Origin of the sequence: Donghicola sp. XS_ASV15 (assembly GCF_041224595.1) — a bacterium.
Lineage (GTDB): Bacteria > Pseudomonadota > Alphaproteobacteria > Rhodobacterales > Rhodobacteraceae > Donghicola.
In genome coordinates this window covers 62035-78189 of the sequence record NZ_JBGFGN010000131.1, presented here as the reverse complement: position 1 = coordinate 78189, position 16155 = coordinate 62035, and the positions used below count along the sequence as shown (strand labels likewise).

At 58.1% G+C, this 16155-nt stretch carries 17 protein-coding genes; 8 read left to right on the top strand and 9 right to left on the bottom strand.

The annotated features are described in order from the left end of the window. Nucleotides 1-36 precede the first annotated feature (36 nt). The 4 genes from flgM to AB9K37_RS09965 all read right to left on the bottom strand — a co-directional run bounded on the left by flgM (nt 37) and on the right by AB9K37_RS09965 (nt 2790). The gene (flgM, locus tag AB9K37_RS09980) at nt 37-342 is read right to left on the bottom strand and encodes a flagellar biosynthesis anti-sigma factor FlgM (RefSeq protein ID WP_369837903.1); all 306 of its coding nucleotides are present in this window, start codon (nt 340-342) and stop codon (nt 37-39) included. Between the two features lie 67 nt (nt 343-409). After that, a complete protein-coding gene (gene flgA, locus AB9K37_RS09975; protein WP_369837902.1) occupies nt 410-1117 on the bottom strand; it encodes a flagellar basal body P-ring formation chaperone FlgA in 708 nt (235 codons plus the stop codon). Then, nucleotides 1114-2253: a hypothetical protein gene (locus AB9K37_RS09970; protein WP_369837899.1), complete on the bottom strand. Its 1140-nt coding sequence runs from the start codon at nt 2251-2253 to the stop codon at nt 1114-1116. Before AB9K37_RS09970 ends, flgA begins: the two co-directional genes overlap by 4 nt. Nucleotides 2254-2256: 3 nt before the next feature. After that, the gene (locus AB9K37_RS09965; protein WP_369837898.1) at nt 2257-2790 is read right to left on the bottom strand and encodes an LPP20 family lipoprotein; all 534 of its coding nucleotides are present in this window, start codon (nt 2788-2790) and stop codon (nt 2257-2259) included. A gap of 182 nt (nt 2791-2972) precedes the next feature. Here AB9K37_RS09965 and flhA point away from each other — a divergent pair, with 182 nt between their 5' ends. From flhA to AB9K37_RS09950, 3 genes are read left to right on the top strand one after another with little or no spacing between them, the layout of a single operon-like run. Next, complete coding sequence (flhA, locus tag AB9K37_RS09960; protein ID WP_369837896.1) at nt 2973-5090, top strand: flagellar biosynthesis protein FlhA; 2118 nt, start codon at nt 2973-2975, stop codon at nt 5088-5090. Nucleotides 5091-5107: 17 nt separating this feature from the next. Next, nucleotides 5108-6145 (top strand): hypothetical protein, encoded by a 1038-nt coding sequence (locus AB9K37_RS09955; protein WP_369837894.1) that lies wholly within the window; start codon nt 5108-5110, stop codon nt 6143-6145. Continuing rightward, nucleotides 6142-6852: a sigma-70 family RNA polymerase sigma factor gene (locus AB9K37_RS09950; RefSeq protein ID WP_369837891.1), complete on the top strand. Its 711-nt coding sequence runs from the start codon at nt 6142-6144 to the stop codon at nt 6850-6852. The genes AB9K37_RS09955 and AB9K37_RS09950 overlap by 4 nt, the downstream gene beginning before the upstream one ends. A gap of 32 nt (nt 6853-6884) precedes the next feature. Here the strand turns inward: AB9K37_RS09950 and AB9K37_RS09945 are convergent, their stop codons facing one another. After that, a complete protein-coding gene (locus AB9K37_RS09945) occupies nt 6885-7523 on the bottom strand; it encodes a response regulator (protein ID WP_369837889.1) in 639 nt (212 codons plus the stop codon). Between the two features lie 195 nt (nt 7524-7718). On the opposite strand from AB9K37_RS09945, the gene zapE reads away from it, so the two are divergent. Both zapE and AB9K37_RS09935 read left to right on the top strand, forming a co-directional pair. Next, nucleotides 7719-8786 carry a cell division protein ZapE gene (gene zapE / locus AB9K37_RS09940; protein WP_369837886.1) on the top strand — a complete coding sequence of 356 codons (1068 nt, stop codon included), beginning with the start codon at nt 7719-7721 and terminating at the stop codon, nt 8784-8786. A 690-nt stretch (nt 8787-9476) separates the two neighbouring features. After that, nucleotides 9477-9827, top strand: coding sequence for a hypothetical protein (locus tag AB9K37_RS09935; protein ID WP_369837883.1), 351 nt, complete (start codon nt 9477-9479; stop codon nt 9825-9827). A 49-nt stretch (nt 9828-9876) separates the two neighbouring features. Here AB9K37_RS09935 and AB9K37_RS09930 read toward each other — a convergent pair whose 3' ends face one another. From AB9K37_RS09930 to AB9K37_RS09915, 4 genes are all read right to left on the bottom strand, one after another. Then, nucleotides 9877-11151 (bottom strand): folylpolyglutamate synthase/dihydrofolate synthase family protein, encoded by a 1275-nt coding sequence (locus tag AB9K37_RS09930; RefSeq protein ID WP_369837880.1) that lies wholly within the window; start codon nt 11149-11151, stop codon nt 9877-9879. After that, complete coding sequence (gene accD / locus AB9K37_RS09925) at nt 11148-12077, bottom strand: acetyl-CoA carboxylase, carboxyltransferase subunit beta (protein WP_369837877.1); 930 nt, start codon at nt 12075-12077, stop codon at nt 11148-11150. The genes AB9K37_RS09930 and accD overlap by 4 nt, the downstream gene beginning before the upstream one ends. A 66-nt stretch (nt 12078-12143) precedes the next feature. Further along, the gene (locus AB9K37_RS09920; protein ID WP_369837874.1) at nt 12144-13046 is read right to left on the bottom strand and encodes a lysostaphin resistance A-like protein; all 903 of its coding nucleotides are present in this window, start codon (nt 13044-13046) and stop codon (nt 12144-12146) included. Then, entirely contained in the window at nt 13043-13942 is a 900-nt protein-coding gene (locus AB9K37_RS09915) for a lysostaphin resistance A-like protein (RefSeq protein WP_369837871.1), read from the bottom strand. The genes AB9K37_RS09920 and AB9K37_RS09915 overlap by 4 nt, the downstream gene beginning before the upstream one ends. A gap of 262 nt (nt 13943-14204) precedes the next feature. On the opposite strand from AB9K37_RS09915, the gene AB9K37_RS09910 reads away from it, so the two are divergent. The 3 genes from AB9K37_RS09910 (at nt 14205) to AB9K37_RS09900 (ending at nt 16079) form a co-directional block, all read left to right on the top strand. Beyond that, nucleotides 14205-14765, top strand: coding sequence for a hypothetical protein (locus tag AB9K37_RS09910; protein ID WP_369837869.1), 561 nt, complete (start codon nt 14205-14207; stop codon nt 14763-14765). A 138-nt stretch (nt 14766-14903) separates the two neighbouring features. Next, nucleotides 14904-15677, top strand: a complete 774-nt coding sequence (locus AB9K37_RS09905; RefSeq protein WP_369837867.1) for a DUF6478 family protein — start codon at nt 14904-14906, stop codon at nt 15675-15677. A 15-nt stretch (nt 15678-15692) separates the two neighbouring features. Then, nucleotides 15693-16079 (top strand): hypothetical protein, encoded by a 387-nt coding sequence (locus tag AB9K37_RS09900; protein ID WP_369837864.1) that lies wholly within the window; start codon nt 15693-15695, stop codon nt 16077-16079. Nucleotides 16080-16155 lie beyond the last annotated feature (76 nt).

The window sequence follows — 16155 nt, the reverse complement described above, 5'->3', positions numbered from 1 at the left end:
GTCGGGATTCCAGTTTATTGCTAATTGGATAAGGTCTTAGAGCATCAGCTCGCGATAGCCTTCGAAAAGGCTGTCGGTGATCCGGTCCAGATCAACAGGGTAGTTGCCCTGTGAAATGGCATCCTTGATGCGTTTGACGGCTTCGACGTCAAACGGCGGCGTTGTCTCATCAACGCCAGCGGGCATCTTGGACACAGCGGCACTAAGCGACACGCTGTCGGTTGCAGCGGGCGCGTTGACGCTCGTCGAACCCTCGGCACTTTTCGCACTCTGGGCGGGCGTATCACCCTGCGTCTTTTGAATTCGGGCGCGGGCGAGGGACGGATTAATGGAGTCTACCATGACGTTCTCCTCGGGGTTAGACAGGAACAGGAATACAATTACTCTCGGACAGTTCAACGACTGAGGGCTAATTCATTTTAGCCGTCACTCGCACTTTATTACGTTCAGTGACGATGGCTTTGACCAGCCTGTCACTATCTACGTTACGTACTGCAATTATCTGGCCACGTTGGCCGTTCTCGGTCGCAATTCCTGATGCAAGGATCAACATTCCTGCGGTGTCGTAGATAATCGCAACGGGCGTTCCTTCGGTTACCAACCAATTGTGCTCCAGATGACGCGCCAGAACGGGACGGCCCTGTCCCAGGTTCACGGTCAGCACGCGGCCGATCACGGATTGGGGGTCGGTCATCAGTCCATCCAACGTCCCGTCGCGCACTGGTTTTAGGGTCAGATGCTCTGCCTCGATCACAGCGCCCGCCGACAGGCTTTCGGTCAGTGTGAGCACGGGAATGCCAACGGGCTGGGTACGTGCGCTGCGGTTGGGGGCAGTCGCAGCGCTGACAGAGGTTCTGACTGCGCGGCTCCAGTTTTGTGTCCCTGTGCAGCGTAATTCAACGGTACGCCAGTCACCGCTGCGGGGCGAAATATCGGGCGTTGTATCGCAGGCAGGAAACCCACGCATCTGACTGACGTGAATCTCTCCGCGCTGACCGGCGGCGACCATCGCTTGGCTGACCAAATCGGTCAGTTCGTTTGGACTGATCCCGTCAGCGTATGGCGACGCCATCGCTGTCGCAGGGAGGAGGGCAAGGAGCAGAGCTTTGAGTTTCACAGGCCTGCCTCCATGAAGTAGACAAGGCGACCGGCAAAGCTGCCCGCGCTACGGGTCGGGTCCAGCGGACGCAGAACGGCGCGATTGTTTTCCAGACGCGTGATTTCGAGCAGGCCAAAGCTGTCATTTGGGTCTTCGAGGACAGCGAGCGCACCTCGGGTGATTCCATGACGGGCACCAACAGGGACACTCAGCGTGCCGTTGGCGTAATCGGCGCGGGCGGCCGGAGGCTCGCACCCCAATGCACTGAGAATACTGTCAAATTCTTCCTTCACCCCGCGCAGGAGGAGGGCTTCGGTTGTGGTGCGGGTCCGCAGTGTGAGACCATGCAACGTTGTGTTCTTGGGCACGGGAGCCGCGCGCTGGATGCGGTGCGTGCGGATGTTGCCGTTGCTTTCTCGCATGTCGATATCGATGTTCAGAACGACAGTCTGGATCGCATTCTGGAGCACAACATCGCCGTTGAAAGTAACGCGCAGGACGTGATCCCCAGGGACAGAAGAGGGCGCAGTGCCACGGGTCAGGCTGTTGTAGTCCATTCCGCTGGCCCGCACGACGCCGCTTTCGCGGCCGGTGCTTGCCATCACGCGCTCTAGCCGCGTCGAGGGGTTGCGCTCGATCGTGTAGAGCATGTCTTTGTACAGGTCTTGGGCCATGGGTACTGTAAATGCGGGCACTTCGGGCGACATACGGTAGGTCGGGGCATGAGCGCTGATCACAAGGCTGCGTTTGCTGCCGCAGTAACCCACAGGCACGGGGCCGACCAATGCCTGCACACGCACCTGCCACAGAGTGCCGTCAAAATGCGAAGACAGGATCTTGTGGCGCATGACGCGCCCTTTGGCCAACATCAGCGCGCGGTCCGCAACGATGTTGCTTTTGTCCATAAAGGTATAGCCGCGGATCGTCGCACCACCCTGAAGCCCTGCATTGACTAACGCATCAATCAAGGCGCGGCGTTTCGCGCTGTCCTGACTTTCCCCGCGCGCGGGCGCTGCGTGGCCCCACGCCTCGATCCAGACAGCCTGATCGTTCTTGGTCGCAGCAGATGCAGGCAGGGCATAGTTCAGCATCAGGACAGCCAGTGCGACCAAAGCGGCCAGACGCGTCAGAAAGAGCAGGAACGAGCGGGTCATGGATCAGGAACCGGTTTTTGCAGCTTTGACGATGTAGCGGATCACGTCGGGATCAAGGGTCAGGACGACCTCGAAGGTATCGCTACTTTTGGGCTTGATGCTGGTGGTGCGCGCACCGCGGATTTCACCATCAACAAGGCCGCGAATGTAGTCACTGCGCAGTACCATGTCGTTCACGGTAGACGTCGAATCCAGACGAATACCATGCACTTGTTCCGTCAGATCGCGCATCGCCTCTAGGCGGGCAGCGCGGATTGCCATCAGGCGCTTTTCATTGGTGGTTTTGCCCGGTTGGCCTGCCACTTGCGAGAAGCCCATGCCGGTCAGTGGCACGATCTCTTCGGCTTTCTTGGCGCGGGCCATCAAGGCGGGGGTGTTCTGGTCGATCGCGTCCTTGAGCTCTGCCAGTTCGCGGGTCTGTGGGGCAGGGTTCATAGGCAGGTCTTGAACCGCGCGATGGGTCATTTGGCAACCTGCCAGCGCCAGTCCTAGACTGGCGACACCTGCAAGGCGCAAGAATGAAGGGGTCGTAGGCATCAGGCTCTCCTGTTGCGGGCCGGTGGATGCCTGGTGGTCTGCAAGCCCTGTGCCATTCCGGCTCTCTGTTCGGCTATTCCACAAAACCAATGGGATAGGGTCGTGTGGCACGGCTTTTGCAGCTTGTCTGGCGAATGGCGCGAGGCGTCGTAAAACCGTCAACTGCGAAAGAGACCGCCAGCATGGCTGACATTTCTAATCCTTCGGCGACAGAAAAGATGGGAGGCATGTTCCTGCCTCTCGGCATTCTGGCGATGATCGCCATGATGGTCCTGCCGCTACCGGTGTTCCTGCTCGATGTTTTCTTCGTGTTTAACATCCTGCTGTCGCTTCTGGTGCTGATGGTGGCGATCAATACGTATAAGCCGCTGGACTTCAGCAGCTTCCCGAGCTTGTTGTTGATCGCGACGACCTTGCGACTGGCGCTGAACGTGGCCTCGACACGTATTGTTCTGACAGACGGCCACACCGGCGCGGGCGCTGCGGGCAAAGTGATCGAAGCTTTCGGTGCTTTTGTTATCGGTGGTAATTTCGCGGTAGGTATCGTCGTCTTTATCATCTTGATGATCATCAACCTTGTGGTGATCACCAAAGGTGCTGGCCGCGTGTCCGAGGTCTCGGCTCGCTTTACACTGGATGCGATGCCAGGCAAGCAGATGGCGATCGACGCCGACCTGAATGCAGGCATCCTGAAGCCTGAAGAGGCCCGTGTGCGCCGCAAAGAGGTTGCCGAAGAGGCCGACTTCTACGGTGCCATGGACGGTGCCTCGAAGTTCGTAAAGGGCGACGCGGTTGCCGGTATTATGATCCTCGCTGCCAACATCTTGGGTGGCATTATCATCGGCACCACACAATATGGACTGACGGCGGGAACTGCGGCGCAGACCTATGTGCTGCTCTCTATCGGTGACGGTCTGGTTGCCCAAATACCCTCGTTGCTTTTGTCGATTGCGACCGCGATCATCGTGACCCGCGTTTCTGGCGAGGCCGATATGGCCGAGCATATCACCGATCAGGTCAATATCAGCCGCGCGTGGCTACCCGTTGCAGGTGTAATGGGCCTGCTGGGCCTCGTGCCGGGTATGCCCAATATTCTTTTCCTTCTGGGGGCGTCCGGGGCCGGTCTGGCGTTTTGGTACGCACGGGGCAAAGAGCGCGAGGACGCCAGCGAAGTTGCAGCCGGAGGGGAAAATCTACCCGCGATCCAAGGCGGTGATGGGGCGAAACCCGACAGCGGCACCATCACCGCAGAAGAGGTCACCGATTACGCACCTATCTCGATTCAGATTGGCTTTGGCCTTGTCAGCATGATCGATAGCAGTACCGGAGGCGAGCTATTGTCGCGGATCACAGGCATCCGCCGCGAGGTCTCGCAGTCGATGGGTTTTGTGGTTCCCGGGGTCCGTATCCGCGACGACCTGAACCTGCCATCGAACACCTATCGCATCCGTATCGGTCAGGCGATCGTGGCCGAAGATCAAGTCTATCCCGACAGAAAACTCGCCCTTCAGGGCGGCATGTCGACCAAGAAGCTCAAAGGCGTTGATGTCAAAGATCCGTCATTCGGCATGGATGCGACGTGGATCATGCCGCACCAGCAGGCCGAGGCAGAAGCCGACGATCACGTCGTGGTCGAGCCTGACTCCGTCATCGCGACCCACCTGAGCCAGATGCTCTACCAGCATGCGGCAAATCTGATTGGCCCCGACGATGTACAGGGTCTGCTGGACCGACTGGCCGAAGTCAGCCCGACGCTGGTCGAGTCGGTCGTGCCCAAGCCCGTTGCGCTGCACACCATCACGTCTGTCATGCGTCATCTGCTGTCCGAACGCATTCCTGTCAGCGATTTGCGCAGAATCTTGGAAGGTTTGGCCGACGTGGCAAGCCGTTTGCAAGACCCACAGGACATGGCCGAGGCTCTGCGTCCCGCTCTGACGCCGCTCTTGCTGCAGCAGATCGCGCCGCTGAACCAGAACCTGCCGCTGATCACGCTGACGCCCGATTTCGAAGAGCTGCTGACCCGCAGCTATCAGCAAGGGGCAGGACTGATCGTCGACCAAGGGCTGGCGCAGCAGATGTTGCAGTCGTTGAACCAGGCCAACGAAGAGATGCTCTCTCAGGGGCGCCAGCCCGTGGTGATTGTTTCGAACGCGCTCCGTCGGCCTTTTGCGACCTTCCTGCGCGGACACGGCAGCGATGCCATCGTTCTGGCGGTCAACGAACTGCCAGACAACCGCAAGATTGAAATCGTGGCCACCGTGGGCGGAAATCGCCAAATCGGTCAGGCCCCCCAGAACTGAAGTGACGAGACCCTCTGATGCCGACCACAGTCGTACGAGCAGAAGATAGCGCACAGGCGATGGATGAAATCGTCGCCCGTCTGGGGCCCGATGCCCTGATCCTGTCCACGGTCAAACGGAACGGGATGGTCGAGATCACCGCGACCACAGATCCTGTGCCTCCGAAAGAAGCCGTCGCCTTGGCCAAAGAGCCCGAGGCCGAGTCCAAGCTGGCTTCGGCCGAGATCGTCCCGCTGCCCAAGACCGAGCCAGTTCAGGTCCAGACCCGCAAAACCCCACCGCCCGAAGAGGCGAAGCCCGGTTTCGCGCGCTTGTTTAAGTCGCGGATGAACCCGACTCCCGAAGAAGCCGGGGAACAGCCTGCCCCCTCTTCAACCTCGGGCGGCGAGGGAATTGCCAGCTTGATGCGCCGCGCCCAAATCGCGCCTGCCGCGACTGTGTTGCGGGCACGCAGATTGATTCTGGTCGGGCGCGTTGGTGCTGGCAAATCGCTGCTCGCGCTTCAGCTCGCCGCAGAGCAGGCTCAAGCTGGCCGCGATGTTCAAGTCAGCTTTGTCGGGGCCTCTCACGCGGACGGGGCATATTTGATGTCCAAGGCGCGGCTCTTGGGTTGCCCGATGGACTTCGCTTCGGCTGATGTTCTCAAATCCTCGCCCGGTGCGAACGACCTGCATATCGTGGTCGTTTCCGGGCGGACATCCCTGCCAGACGACGTGATCGACGCGATCGCGCTGCAGGACGATACAGTTACGGTTCTTGCGATGCCTTTGGGGATGCGCCGCAAGACCGTTCTGACCAGTGCCAGCCAATGGCGTGCACTGGATCCCGTGGTCGCCCTGACCGCGACCCCCGGAGACGCTCTGGATGCCGATGACGTATCGGTCCTGATCGACGCCGGTCTGCCGCTGACCTGGATCAGCGCATTGAAATCCGTGGTGGGCGCACTGACGGCCGCCGACCGCGACAATGTCACCGCACTTCTGACAGAAGAACAGACCGCGGGACTTCAAAGCCTATACGCACAAAAGCCCTCAAAGACGGGAGGTGTGGAATGATTGCGCCAAGATCCTATGCCGAGCAGGCACCAAGCCCCGAAAAACTAGTCAAAGACCACATGCATCTCGTGAAGCGTCTGGCCTGGCATTTTCTGGGAAGGGTTGGCCGTTTTGTCGAACTTGAAGACCTGATGCAGGCCGGTTACCTCGGTCTCGTCGATGCCTCTCAGCGCTATAGCGTGCGCGAAGGAGTGTCTTTCTCTGCCTATGCTGCCATCCGTATCCGCGGATCTATCGTGGATCTCTTGCGCAGAAACTCGAACCTGTGCCGCAAGACGATCGCGATGCAGCAAGAGGTGAAGAAGGCGATCTCTGCCCTAGAAGGCGAGTTGGGACGCACGCCCGAGGCCGAAGAAGTGGCCGCCAAGCTTGAGATTCCGATTGAGGAGTACGAAGACTGGCAGGCCCGTTTTCAGGCCAATCGCGTCCAGTCTTTGGATGAAGTGTATTCCGACCAGTCTATGCTGTTCGAGGATCGAAATCAGAACTCCGAGGATTTGACGCACCAATCTCAGCTGAAACAGTTGCTGCGGAACGCGTTGGAAAAGCTGCCAGAACGCGAAGCTCTGCTCTTGCACCTCTACTACGTCGAAGAGCTCAACGTCTACGAAGTGGCGGCGATCCTTGGGGTGACAACAGGCCGGGTGTCACAAATCAAAAAAGCCGCAATCATGCGGCTTCGGGGATTGATCGGCGAAGTGAACTGAAGCGGGGCGCTGAACAAAGCGCCCCTGCTAGATCAGAGCAGTCCAGAGTTCCGGGCGATGAACACGGCGTGAGTCCGGTTGTTGGCGGACAGCTTGGTACAGATCGAACGAACGTGCATTTTGATAGTGGCTTCGGACAGGTCCAGTTCGTAGGCGATCTCTTTGTTCTGTTTGCCTTCGCCAAGGAAATTCAGAACGGTCATCTCGCGATCGCTGAGCGGGCTGTCGGGATTCGCCGCCTGCGCGGGTTCCTCGTGCATAAGGCTCAGCGGAGTGTAGACCTCGCCTGAAGCAATAAACCGGATCGCATTTGCAAGGCTGCGCGCTTGCATAGTTTTCGGGATCAAACTCGCACCACCCATTTCAAGCGTCTCGTCCAGCAACTTGCGGGTCGGTGTGCCGGTGATGATGCCGACAGGCTTGCCTTCGGTGGCTTCGATCATCTTTTTCAAGCCTTCCAGACCGTTCATGCCGGGCATGTTGTAGTCCAGAAGCACGACATCGACCGTGCCTTCTTCTTTCAGTTTGTCCAGAGCTTCGTCCAGATTGGTCGCAGAGATCACGGCCAAATCGGGTTGGGATGTTAAGAACAGGCTCAAAACCTCGAGGACCATTGAATGGTCATCGGCGATCAGGACTTTGGTCTTCTCGGAGGCTTGTTCAGCGATCATTTTATCCGCTCGTACGTTTATTGTTCATTCCAAATGATAACCGCACAACCGTAAAACACTACCTTTCTTTACGTTGGAACGTCAAAGAACGCAAAAACTAAATATCAAATTGTGTATTGCAAGGCTCAGAAATGCATTTTCTGTTGGGTGCGAACGCCTATTGGCGCGGCGTGCTCGCCAAGTTAATCAAGGCCTATGACACAGACGATTCAAGAGATTTACGCGGAGCGAGTCGCGGCAGGTGAAATTCAAAGCGACGCGGCCCAAGAGGCGGTGCTACCCGAGTTTGAGCGGATTCGCGCTGAACTCGCCGTGCCTGTCAAACGAGGCCTGTTTCGCAAAGCGCCGCCGCCACCCAAAGGGTTGTACCTTTGGGGAGGGGTAGGGCGCGGTAAATCCATGGTGATGGATCTCTTCGTCTCTCAGCTAAGCGTTCCTGCGCGGCGCGTGCATTTCCATGCCTTCATGCAAGAAATTCACGAAGCGATGCACACGGCCTGTGCCTCTGGCGTCGAGGATGCGCTGAAGCCTGCAGCCCAAAAGATCATTGATGAAGTCAAACTCCTTGCCTTTGATGAGATGCAGATCACCGATATCACCGATGCCATGATCGTCGGGCGGTTGTTTCAAATGCTGTTTGATGCAGGGGTTGTCGTGGTTACAACGTCGAACCGCGTTCCGGATGATCTGTATAAGAACGGCCTGAATCGCCAGCTGTTCATGCCCTTTATCGCTCTGATCAAAGAGCAACTCGTGGTTTGGGAAATGGCGAGTCCACGGGATTATCGCCAGAACCGCCTAGCTGGGAGTCCTGTGTACTTCTACCCCGCGAACGAGGCGGCGCGGACAGAGATCAACGGTATCTGGAAAGATTTGACAGGTGGCCAAGAGACGCCGCTTGTGTTGACGGTGAAGGGGCGCAAGGTCGAGATTCCGCGCCACCATAACGGTGTGGGACGAGTCGGTTTTCACGAACTTTGCGGGGCTGCTCTTGGACCTGCGGATTATTTGGCTGTCGCGAGCGCCCTAAGGGTTCTGGTGGTCGAGAATATCCCAGCCCTTGGGCGCTCCAACTTTAACGAAGCTAAGAGATTCGTGACCCTGATCGACGCGCTCTACGAAGCCAAGGTTCGATTGATCGCCAGCGCGGCTGACAAACCCGAGATGCTCTATGTCGAAGGGGATGGCGCGTTCGAATTTACGCGGACCGCGAGTCGCCTGCGCGAAATGCAGTCCGATGGATGGGGTGACGACCAAGACTGATTGGTTAGTCTAGAATTTCACTACTGATCCCTGAAAATGCTGCCATGCAGCGAAAAACGTCCAGATATCGCTGCGATGTAGAGAAAATCGTTGCTTTCGCCTTAGGGTGAATACGTTCGATCGGGGGAGTTTTGTGCTATTGGATAGTATGGCCTACACGACTGCTTGTGGCGACTCACCTCTAGTTCCGTTCACGCACCCTTGGAAACGGTGTACGATACTAGAATAACCTGCCCTTTATATGCCTGAAATTGCATGTATTTTAGTGGATGGGTCAGGAGGTCTGTCGTAATAGATAGGCGGTTTGCGACCTTTGTGTGGTTCTTTAATATCCCAAAGTATGTATGCCGATACTCAAGGACATCTATTGGGTAGGCCGCAAGTGCGTTAGCTTCTTCTTACGTTGAATGAACCTCTACTTGATGGCGCGATACAATGTCTGAACAGGATAAATTCCAAACCGGCGGTCGAGATGTTCGCACATGCGGATATCTTCCGAAACACGAACCGCGTGGGCTGACATTTGTCTGCGATGCCGACGGGGGCTTTCATTTTGAAAGGTTCGGGCGTTCGATGCATCTGGTGGCGAATGAGCCAAGCCGGAGTTGGGCTAAGGATACAGTCGGAGCGACCTCTCCGTCGGCTCTGCCTGTGTTGTTGGTCACAGATTCGACTGACGCATTGGGTGCGATGACACAGTTGCTGAGCGACGAAGGTTTGGAAGTTGCGGGATCTGACGACCCAACGCTGGCCGTCTCAATCATGCGCAACAGCGGCATGACCTTCCACACCGTCATTTTGTGTCTTGAAGATTGCGCGTCGGATGAAAGCCACGCCGAAGCCCTGCTTGATATTCTAATGCAAGGCGACAGCCCTGTGGTGATGATGGTGCGCCCCGGTAGCGGCGCCAACAAGGTGGCATTGTCGCGTTTGCCGACCGCCAACGTAATTAGAATGCCCGCAAGCGAAGCGGATGTCGTAGACACTGTAATGCGGGCGCAAGGGCGCGCGCAGCGTCGCGTCTCTGAGCGCAAAGCCTAATTATCCCGACCACTCACATCGGAACGAGAACGGCTGGACCCCGACGGGTTCAGCCGTTTTTCTTTAGGATTTGTCCGGCGAGATAAAGCGATCCGCAGATCAGAACGCGGATGTTCTGGTTGCCTTGGACCAGTTGGCGCAGGGCGGTATCGACATCAGGCGCAGTCGGCGCAGTCATGCCGACCTTTGCAGCTGCCTCTGCTGTGGTTTCGGCGGGCAGAGTGTTCGGTTCACCCGGAATCGAAACGGCAGTCAGGCTACTGGCATACTGCGCGATGGGGCGCAGGTAGCCTGTGATGTCCTTGGTGTTCAGCATCCCGCAGATCAGGTGCGTCTCACGTTCGGGCATCTGCGACAGAGTCGCCGCAATCGCGTCACCGGCAGCGGGGTTGTGGCCACCATCCAGCCAGAGCTCTGCGTCGCCAGCGATGTCAAACAGGGGCCCCTTGCGCAGGCGCTGCATGCGGGCAGGCCAAACGGCTTGGGTCACAGCCGCTTCGCAGGCCACTTCATCCGCGCCGAGGTGGCGCAGGGCGGCCAGCGCGGCGCCCGCATTCATGATCTGGTGTGGGCCGGGCAGGTTGGGCAGGGGCAGATCCAGTAGGCCTTGTTCGTCCTGATACACCAGACGACCATTCTCGGTCCCGACATGCCAGTGTTGCCCATAGGCCAGAACCGGCGCGCCTAGGCGTTCGGCACGGGCTTCGATCACTTCGAGGCCTTCGTCCTTCTGAGGGCCGACGATCACGGGAACGCCGCGCTTGATGATCCCTGCCTTTTCGCCGGCGATCTCTGGCAGCGTTTCGCCAAGGAACTGCTGGTGGTCGATGTCCACGGGCGTGATGATGGTCAGCTCGGGGGTGTCAATCACATTAGTCGCGTCCAGACGGCCGCCAAGGCCGACTTCCAGCAGTGTGTAATCCGCGGCTGTCCGCGCAAAGGCCAAGAGGGCCGCGCAGGTGGTGATCTCGAAATAGGTGATATTCTCGCCGCCGTTCTTCTCGTAGCATTCGTCGAGAAGGGCGGTCAGAGCGGGTTCGCTGATCAATTCGCCCGCCAGACGGATGCGCTCGTGGAAACGCGCCAGATGGGGCGAGGTGTAGGCGTGGACTTTCTTGCCCATCGCCTCGAGGCCCGCGCGGATCATGGCTTGGGTGCTGCCCTTGCCGTTGGTGCCCGCCAAGTGGATCACGGGGGGCATCGCGTTCTGCGGGTTATCCAGAGCCTCGAGCAGACGCCAGACACGGTCTAGCGTCAGGTCGATGACTTTGGGGTGCAGCGCCATCATCCGCTCAAGGATGACGTCCGATGTGACCTCGGTCATTTCTGCTCTTCTGCGGGGGCTTCGATGGCGGCTGCCGCCGCTTCGTCGGGCGCGGGCAGATCACCCGCCACTGCAGGGGGCTGACCCATCAGCATACGGGTGATAGTGATCAGCTCTTCGCGCAGCTTGGTGCGCGGGGTCACACGGTCCAGCATGCCGTGATCCAGCAGGTATTCGGCGCGCTGGAACCCTTCGGGCAGCTTTTCGCGGATGGTCTGCTCGATCACACGGGGACCGGCAAAGCAGATCAGGGCATTGGGTTCGGCAATCTGGATATCGCCAAGCATCGCGTAGGACGCGGTCACGCCACCGGTGGTGGGGTGGGTCAGTACGACGATGTAGGGCAGGTTTGCCTCTTTCAGCATCTGCACGGCGACGGTGGTGCGGGGCATCTGCATCAGGGACAAGATGCCCTCTTGCATGCGGGCACCACCAGCAGCCGAGAACAGAACAAAGGGACGGCCCATTTCAACCGCACGCTCGGCACCGGCGATGATCGCGTTGCCCACGTACATGCCCATGGAGCCACCCATAAAGGTAAAGTCCTGCGCCGCAGCCACGATGGGGGTCCGGCCGATTTCGCCTTCGGCGACCAGCATGGCTTCTTTCTCGCCGGTCTTTTTCTGGGCCGCTTTCATGCGGTCGGGGTATTTCTTCTGATCGCGGAACTGCAGGGGGTCTGCGATCGGCTCTGGCACGGCAACTTCGGTGAAGATACCGCCGTCGAACAGGTGCTCGAAACGCTCGCGCGGCGTGATCGCCATATGGTGACCGCAGTTGGTGCAGACGTTCTGGTTGTCCCTGAGTTCACGGTGGAACAGCATGGTTCCGCAGGACTCGCACTTGGTCCACAGGTTCTCGGGAACTTCACGGCGCGAGAAGAACGAGTTGATTGTCGGACGGACGTAGTTGGTGATCCAGTTCATTGCTTACCCCTGAGGCCTACTGCGGCGCGTTGGCGCACAGATAAGCGTCATGGCGCAGGATTGCAATCAGCGGCGAATAGCCAGTCGCACCGCAAGCCAAAGAACGACGGGTAGGGCAAGGTCGCTTAGGAAAATCAGGTCGATCAGCGGGATCGCTTCGGGGTTTGTGACCCCATTCCATTCTGGGAACAGCAAGAGTGCGAGTCCTGAGTCGGGCGTGTATTCTTCGGCCCAAAAAAGAAACACATAGGCGTTGTTGGCAAAGTGAAATCCCATCGCCGCCGCCAAACTACCTGTGCGGGCGGTCAGGTCACTGCAGGCCAGCCCGAAAACAAAGGTCCAAGCCACATATTGCAGGCTGAGGATCGCGTCATTGCTGAGGTCCAGATGCGCAAACGCAAAAAGCAGGTTCGGCGCAATCATCCATGTGACCGGACTCGCGAACCGCGCCGCAAATTGCTGCTGGAGGTAACCGCGATACATGATCTCTTCGGCACCGGTTTGGACCAGAATGGCCAGTAGGGACAGCGGGAGCAGCGCAAACCGCCCAAGCTGGAACTCGCCGCCCTCGTAGCTGTAAAATGGAGGCAGAAATTCCAGTGCTGCAAAGACTGCGAAACACGCGCCAGCCGCCAGAAGGAGGGTGCGCAGATAGCCCTTCGACTCCCCTAGGAGTGTCCAACCGCTACGCGAATGCTGCACCCAAACGACGGCAACCACGGCGAGGGCAAGAAACCCGTACGAGAACAGTTGCAGCAGAAGGCCAAGCGCCGTGTCGCCGTATTCGTAGCTTGGCTCTAGGTCAGAGGGACCGAGCGTCTCGCCGATCAAAAGAAGGACAAGTGCAAAAGCATGGCGCGACACATAGTACGCCGACTCGATCAAGGCGAAGCCGATAATAAGTCGGCCAAAGTCAGCACTGCCCAAAGCGGGGGCGATGAACTTGGCATGAGGTGCGTAGGGCTTCATCTGCGCAATGCCAATCGCGCGGCGAGCCAAGTGACGACCAGCAATAGGATATCGACAGGGAGGGCGGCGCGCACAGGTTCAACATCAGCGACCGAAACTGGAAGGGTATACAAGGCCAAGCCTGACAAATCGCCCTGGTACGAGACCAGCAGAATAGCTGCCGCATTGTTCACGAAATGCACAGCAATAGCAGGCCCCAACGTTCCTGCGCGGGCCGTCAAATCTGCCATCGCGATGCCGAAGGCCCCTGCCCAAAGCGCGAGGGGCATAGCATTTGCGCCCGTTTCTGCGGGCATATAGTGGCCCAATGCGAAAAGAGCAGAGGGCAAGCCGATCCACAAACGCGGATCACGGACGATGACCGACAGATGCTGTTGCAGGTATCCCCGAAACAGAAGCTCTTCGGTCACCACCTGCACGCCAAGGGCAAAGATCGACAAGGGGAGCAAAGCCAGCCAATACCCCATGGGCAAGTTGCTTTCTAACTCGCGCGCTTCCCCGGGAAAGGGGAGCGCTGCCACCAAGGCAGTGATGCCTGCGACAGGCAGGATGACGCGTTTAAATTGGGACCAAGCCAGATCAAGTGGTCCGATCAGGCTAACGAACGCGCGTTTGTGCACATGTTCCGCAGACAGCGCGACTCCGCCCGCCATGGAACCGAAGCCGATCAACAGGAGTATCATGCCAATCGGGCTTGATCCGGTTTCTGCATCATTCAAGACAGCCGGAGCCTGCACTCCCGCAATGGTCTGGATCAGGGCCCAGTACGTTGACATGATGCCGTAGCCCGCCACCATGATGACAACCATGCCCAACGCAAACCGCCAGCTTTCGGGGTGCGTGCGGGCCGGAGCTGCGAGTGAGTCGTGTGCTGCATATGCAGAAGGGATTTTCATACCAATATCTGTAGCAGTCGGGGCGGCGCAGACAATGGAGAGCGGGATGCTTTTTGCGGAAACCTGTCTCTATCATTCCAAGAATGAATGGCTTTGCAGTGGCTTGGTAGACGATAGCAGAAATGCGAGGCCGAATCGGGCCATATTTCTCTGAAATGGGCGCAGATCGCCTTTTTTATATGGGGTTTTCTCTGTATGACTTCTATTCGATTCGCGTAGTTTTGTTTTTTGTCGACGCACCTGACGAAGGGTAGATCCCACTTTGAGACGGACCGTTCGAGCTTTGTTGATTTTGGTCGGGGTGTTCATTGCCGCGAGCTGTGACCGCTTGCCCTTGATTGAGGCAAGTCCCAAGAAAATTGCCCTGGCCGGGGGTGACGTAGGGATTGCTGCACCTGCGGGGTACTGCATCGATACGGGCAATACCTCTGACTATGGCGTGAAGGGGGGCTTTGCCTTGGTCTCCAGTTGCCGATCGCTCCTTGGAGTTGCTGCAACGCCAGCTATCATCACGATATCGGTTGGGCCAAAGGTTGCGGTAACGCAGGTCTCGACCGATGCGTTTGCCGATGCGTTAGGGAACCCTGTTGTGCTGGCGAGCGAAGAGTCCGGCACCGTGTCTTTGCTGCATATCGCCAGTGGCGGCTCGCAAACATTGCCCGGTGGAGACGAGCGGTACTGGCGCGCCATCCGTGTCGTATCAGGTCGACTGGTTTCTATGGCGTTGTACGCACCAGCGGGCGCAGAAGAAGCACAGGCCAGCGGAAATGCTATTCTGAAATCTCTTGCTTCGGGTCTGTACGCGCCCGGTCCGGCAGTTTGATAGGCACCGCGTTCAGGCGGTGCAAGATTGTTCACGATTGCGAATAAAAATCTGGGGTTCGTAGCTATTCTTCTCTAGGTTTATCTGTCAGTTTTCTTGATAAGGTGCAGAAAAGACCCAAGAAAGGGATTGCTAGGAATGGGCAAGACCAGACGACTGATCAATACGATCGTCTTTCGGCGCATCCTGCAGCGCTGGGCCGCTCTGGCCGAGGGGGCCGAAGGCGCCGATCTGAGCCGCCTTCGTGTGCAAAACAATCGTGCGAAGTTGTTGCGTCACCATCTCGATCGAGTGATCGCCGTCGCAGATAGCAGGCTTGCTTTGCCTGCGATTGGGTCGGACATTTTCCGTCGTCCCAGAGACTCCGATTGGGGGTGGCGACCGCCTTTGTGGCGCGAACCTGTGCCGCACAAGGGCATGGCGTCTGTCGCCAGCAACACGGCTTTCGCCGAAGGCTCCACGATTTTTCATGACTGCTCGTCATCGGAATTGACCCTGCGGCAAATCAGAAACACGCGCGAAGCCGATCTTGCTGCCTATGCGCTGCGCATGGACGTTTTCCGGTTCGATGGCAGTTTTCTGTCTATCGCCGTAGATCTGCCCCCCGAGGCGTTGAACGGGCTGCGTCGCAAGCACTTGATCCGACTGGACACGCAGATCGTCGCCGAGAAACCGCTCGAGATTTTTGCACGTCTGAACATCAAACATGGTCCGAACACAGAGCAGATCGTGCGCGAAGTTCCGATGCAGCAGGGCGGAGAAATGATGGTCGAGTTCGATCTTGGCTATAGCGAAATTGCTGAGAACCGGCTTGAAAGCGCGTGGGTCGACCTGATTTTCGAAGGCGCTCAAATGAATCAGGTCACGATCCGCGACCTGACATTCTGCCGCCTTCCACGGGCCGAGATTTAAGAGAGGGATGTCCTGATGACCGATTTGTCCGTGACGAAAATCCGCATCATCGAGGGTGTATGGGAAGGTGTCCTCGTGCGGGATGGCGGCCGGAATGGCGAGAAGCCTGCCATCTCTGTCACCCACTTGGGCGAGCCACTGGATGGCGTCACGTTGGATGATATGGAGAGTGGCTGGCAATTGCGCGTGCCGATCCCGCCGGAAACGATCTCTGAAGGCGTGCAGACCTATCTGATTGCCGACGCGGAGACGCATGAGCAGGTCGGGGCCTTTAATCTGGTCGCAGGACAGGCGTTGTCGCATGATATCCGTGTCGAAGTTGATTTGCTGCGGGCTGAGTTGGATCTGCTCAAGCGGGCCTTCCGGCGTCATTGCGTCGAAACAGGGACTGACCGCGGGTAAGGCCGAATTATTTTGACGCGGCGTAGCAGATGACTTCGCCGCGCGAATACTGTGTCATCGGCCCATTAGGGAGGCA

What these genes read in the sequence shown, in the direction of transcription:
- flgM (WP_369837903.1), bottom strand. Translation starts at nt 342, where the DNA reads ATGGTAGACTCCATTAATCCGTCCCTCGCCCGCGCCCGAATTCAAAAG.
- accD (WP_369837877.1), bottom strand. Translation starts at nt 12,077, where the DNA reads ATGAACTGGATCACCAACTACGTCCGTCCGACAATCAACTCGTTCTTC.
- AB9K37_RS09900 (WP_369837864.1), top strand. Translation starts at nt 15,693, where the DNA reads ATGACCGATTTGTCCGTGACGAAAATCCGCATCATCGAGGGTGTATGG.
- AB9K37_RS09950 (WP_369837891.1), top strand. Translation starts at nt 6,142, where the DNA reads ATGATTGCGCCAAGATCCTATGCCGAGCAGGCACCAAGCCCCGAAAAA.
- zapE (WP_369837886.1), top strand. Translation starts at nt 7,719, where the DNA reads ATGACACAGACGATTCAAGAGATTTACGCGGAGCGAGTCGCGGCAGGT.
- AB9K37_RS09955 (WP_369837894.1), top strand. Translation starts at nt 5,108, where the DNA reads ATGCCGACCACAGTCGTACGAGCAGAAGATAGCGCACAGGCGATGGAT.
- AB9K37_RS09970 (WP_369837899.1), bottom strand. Translation starts at nt 2,253, where the DNA reads ATGACCCGCTCGTTCCTGCTCTTTCTGACGCGTCTGGCCGCTTTGGTC.
- AB9K37_RS09920 (WP_369837874.1), bottom strand. Translation starts at nt 13,046, where the DNA reads ATGAAGCCCTACGCACCTCATGCCAAGTTCATCGCCCCCGCTTTGGGC.
- AB9K37_RS09935 (WP_369837883.1), top strand. Translation starts at nt 9,477, where the DNA reads ATGACACAGTTGCTGAGCGACGAAGGTTTGGAAGTTGCGGGATCTGAC.
- AB9K37_RS09905 (WP_369837867.1), top strand. Translation starts at nt 14,904, where the DNA reads ATGGGCAAGACCAGACGACTGATCAATACGATCGTCTTTCGGCGCATC.
- AB9K37_RS09930 (WP_369837880.1), bottom strand. Translation starts at nt 11,151, where the DNA reads ATGACCGAGGTCACATCGGACGTCATCCTTGAGCGGATGATGGCGCTG.
- AB9K37_RS09915 (WP_369837871.1), bottom strand. Translation starts at nt 13,942, where the DNA reads ATGAAAATCCCTTCTGCATATGCAGCACACGACTCACTCGCAGCTCCG.
- AB9K37_RS09945 (WP_369837889.1), bottom strand. Translation starts at nt 7,523, where the DNA reads ATGATCGCTGAACAAGCCTCCGAGAAGACCAAAGTCCTGATCGCCGAT.
- AB9K37_RS09965 (WP_369837898.1), bottom strand. Translation starts at nt 2,790, where the DNA reads ATGCCTACGACCCCTTCATTCTTGCGCCTTGCAGGTGTCGCCAGTCTA.
- flhA (WP_369837896.1), top strand. Translation starts at nt 2,973, where the DNA reads ATGGCTGACATTTCTAATCCTTCGGCGACAGAAAAGATGGGAGGCATG.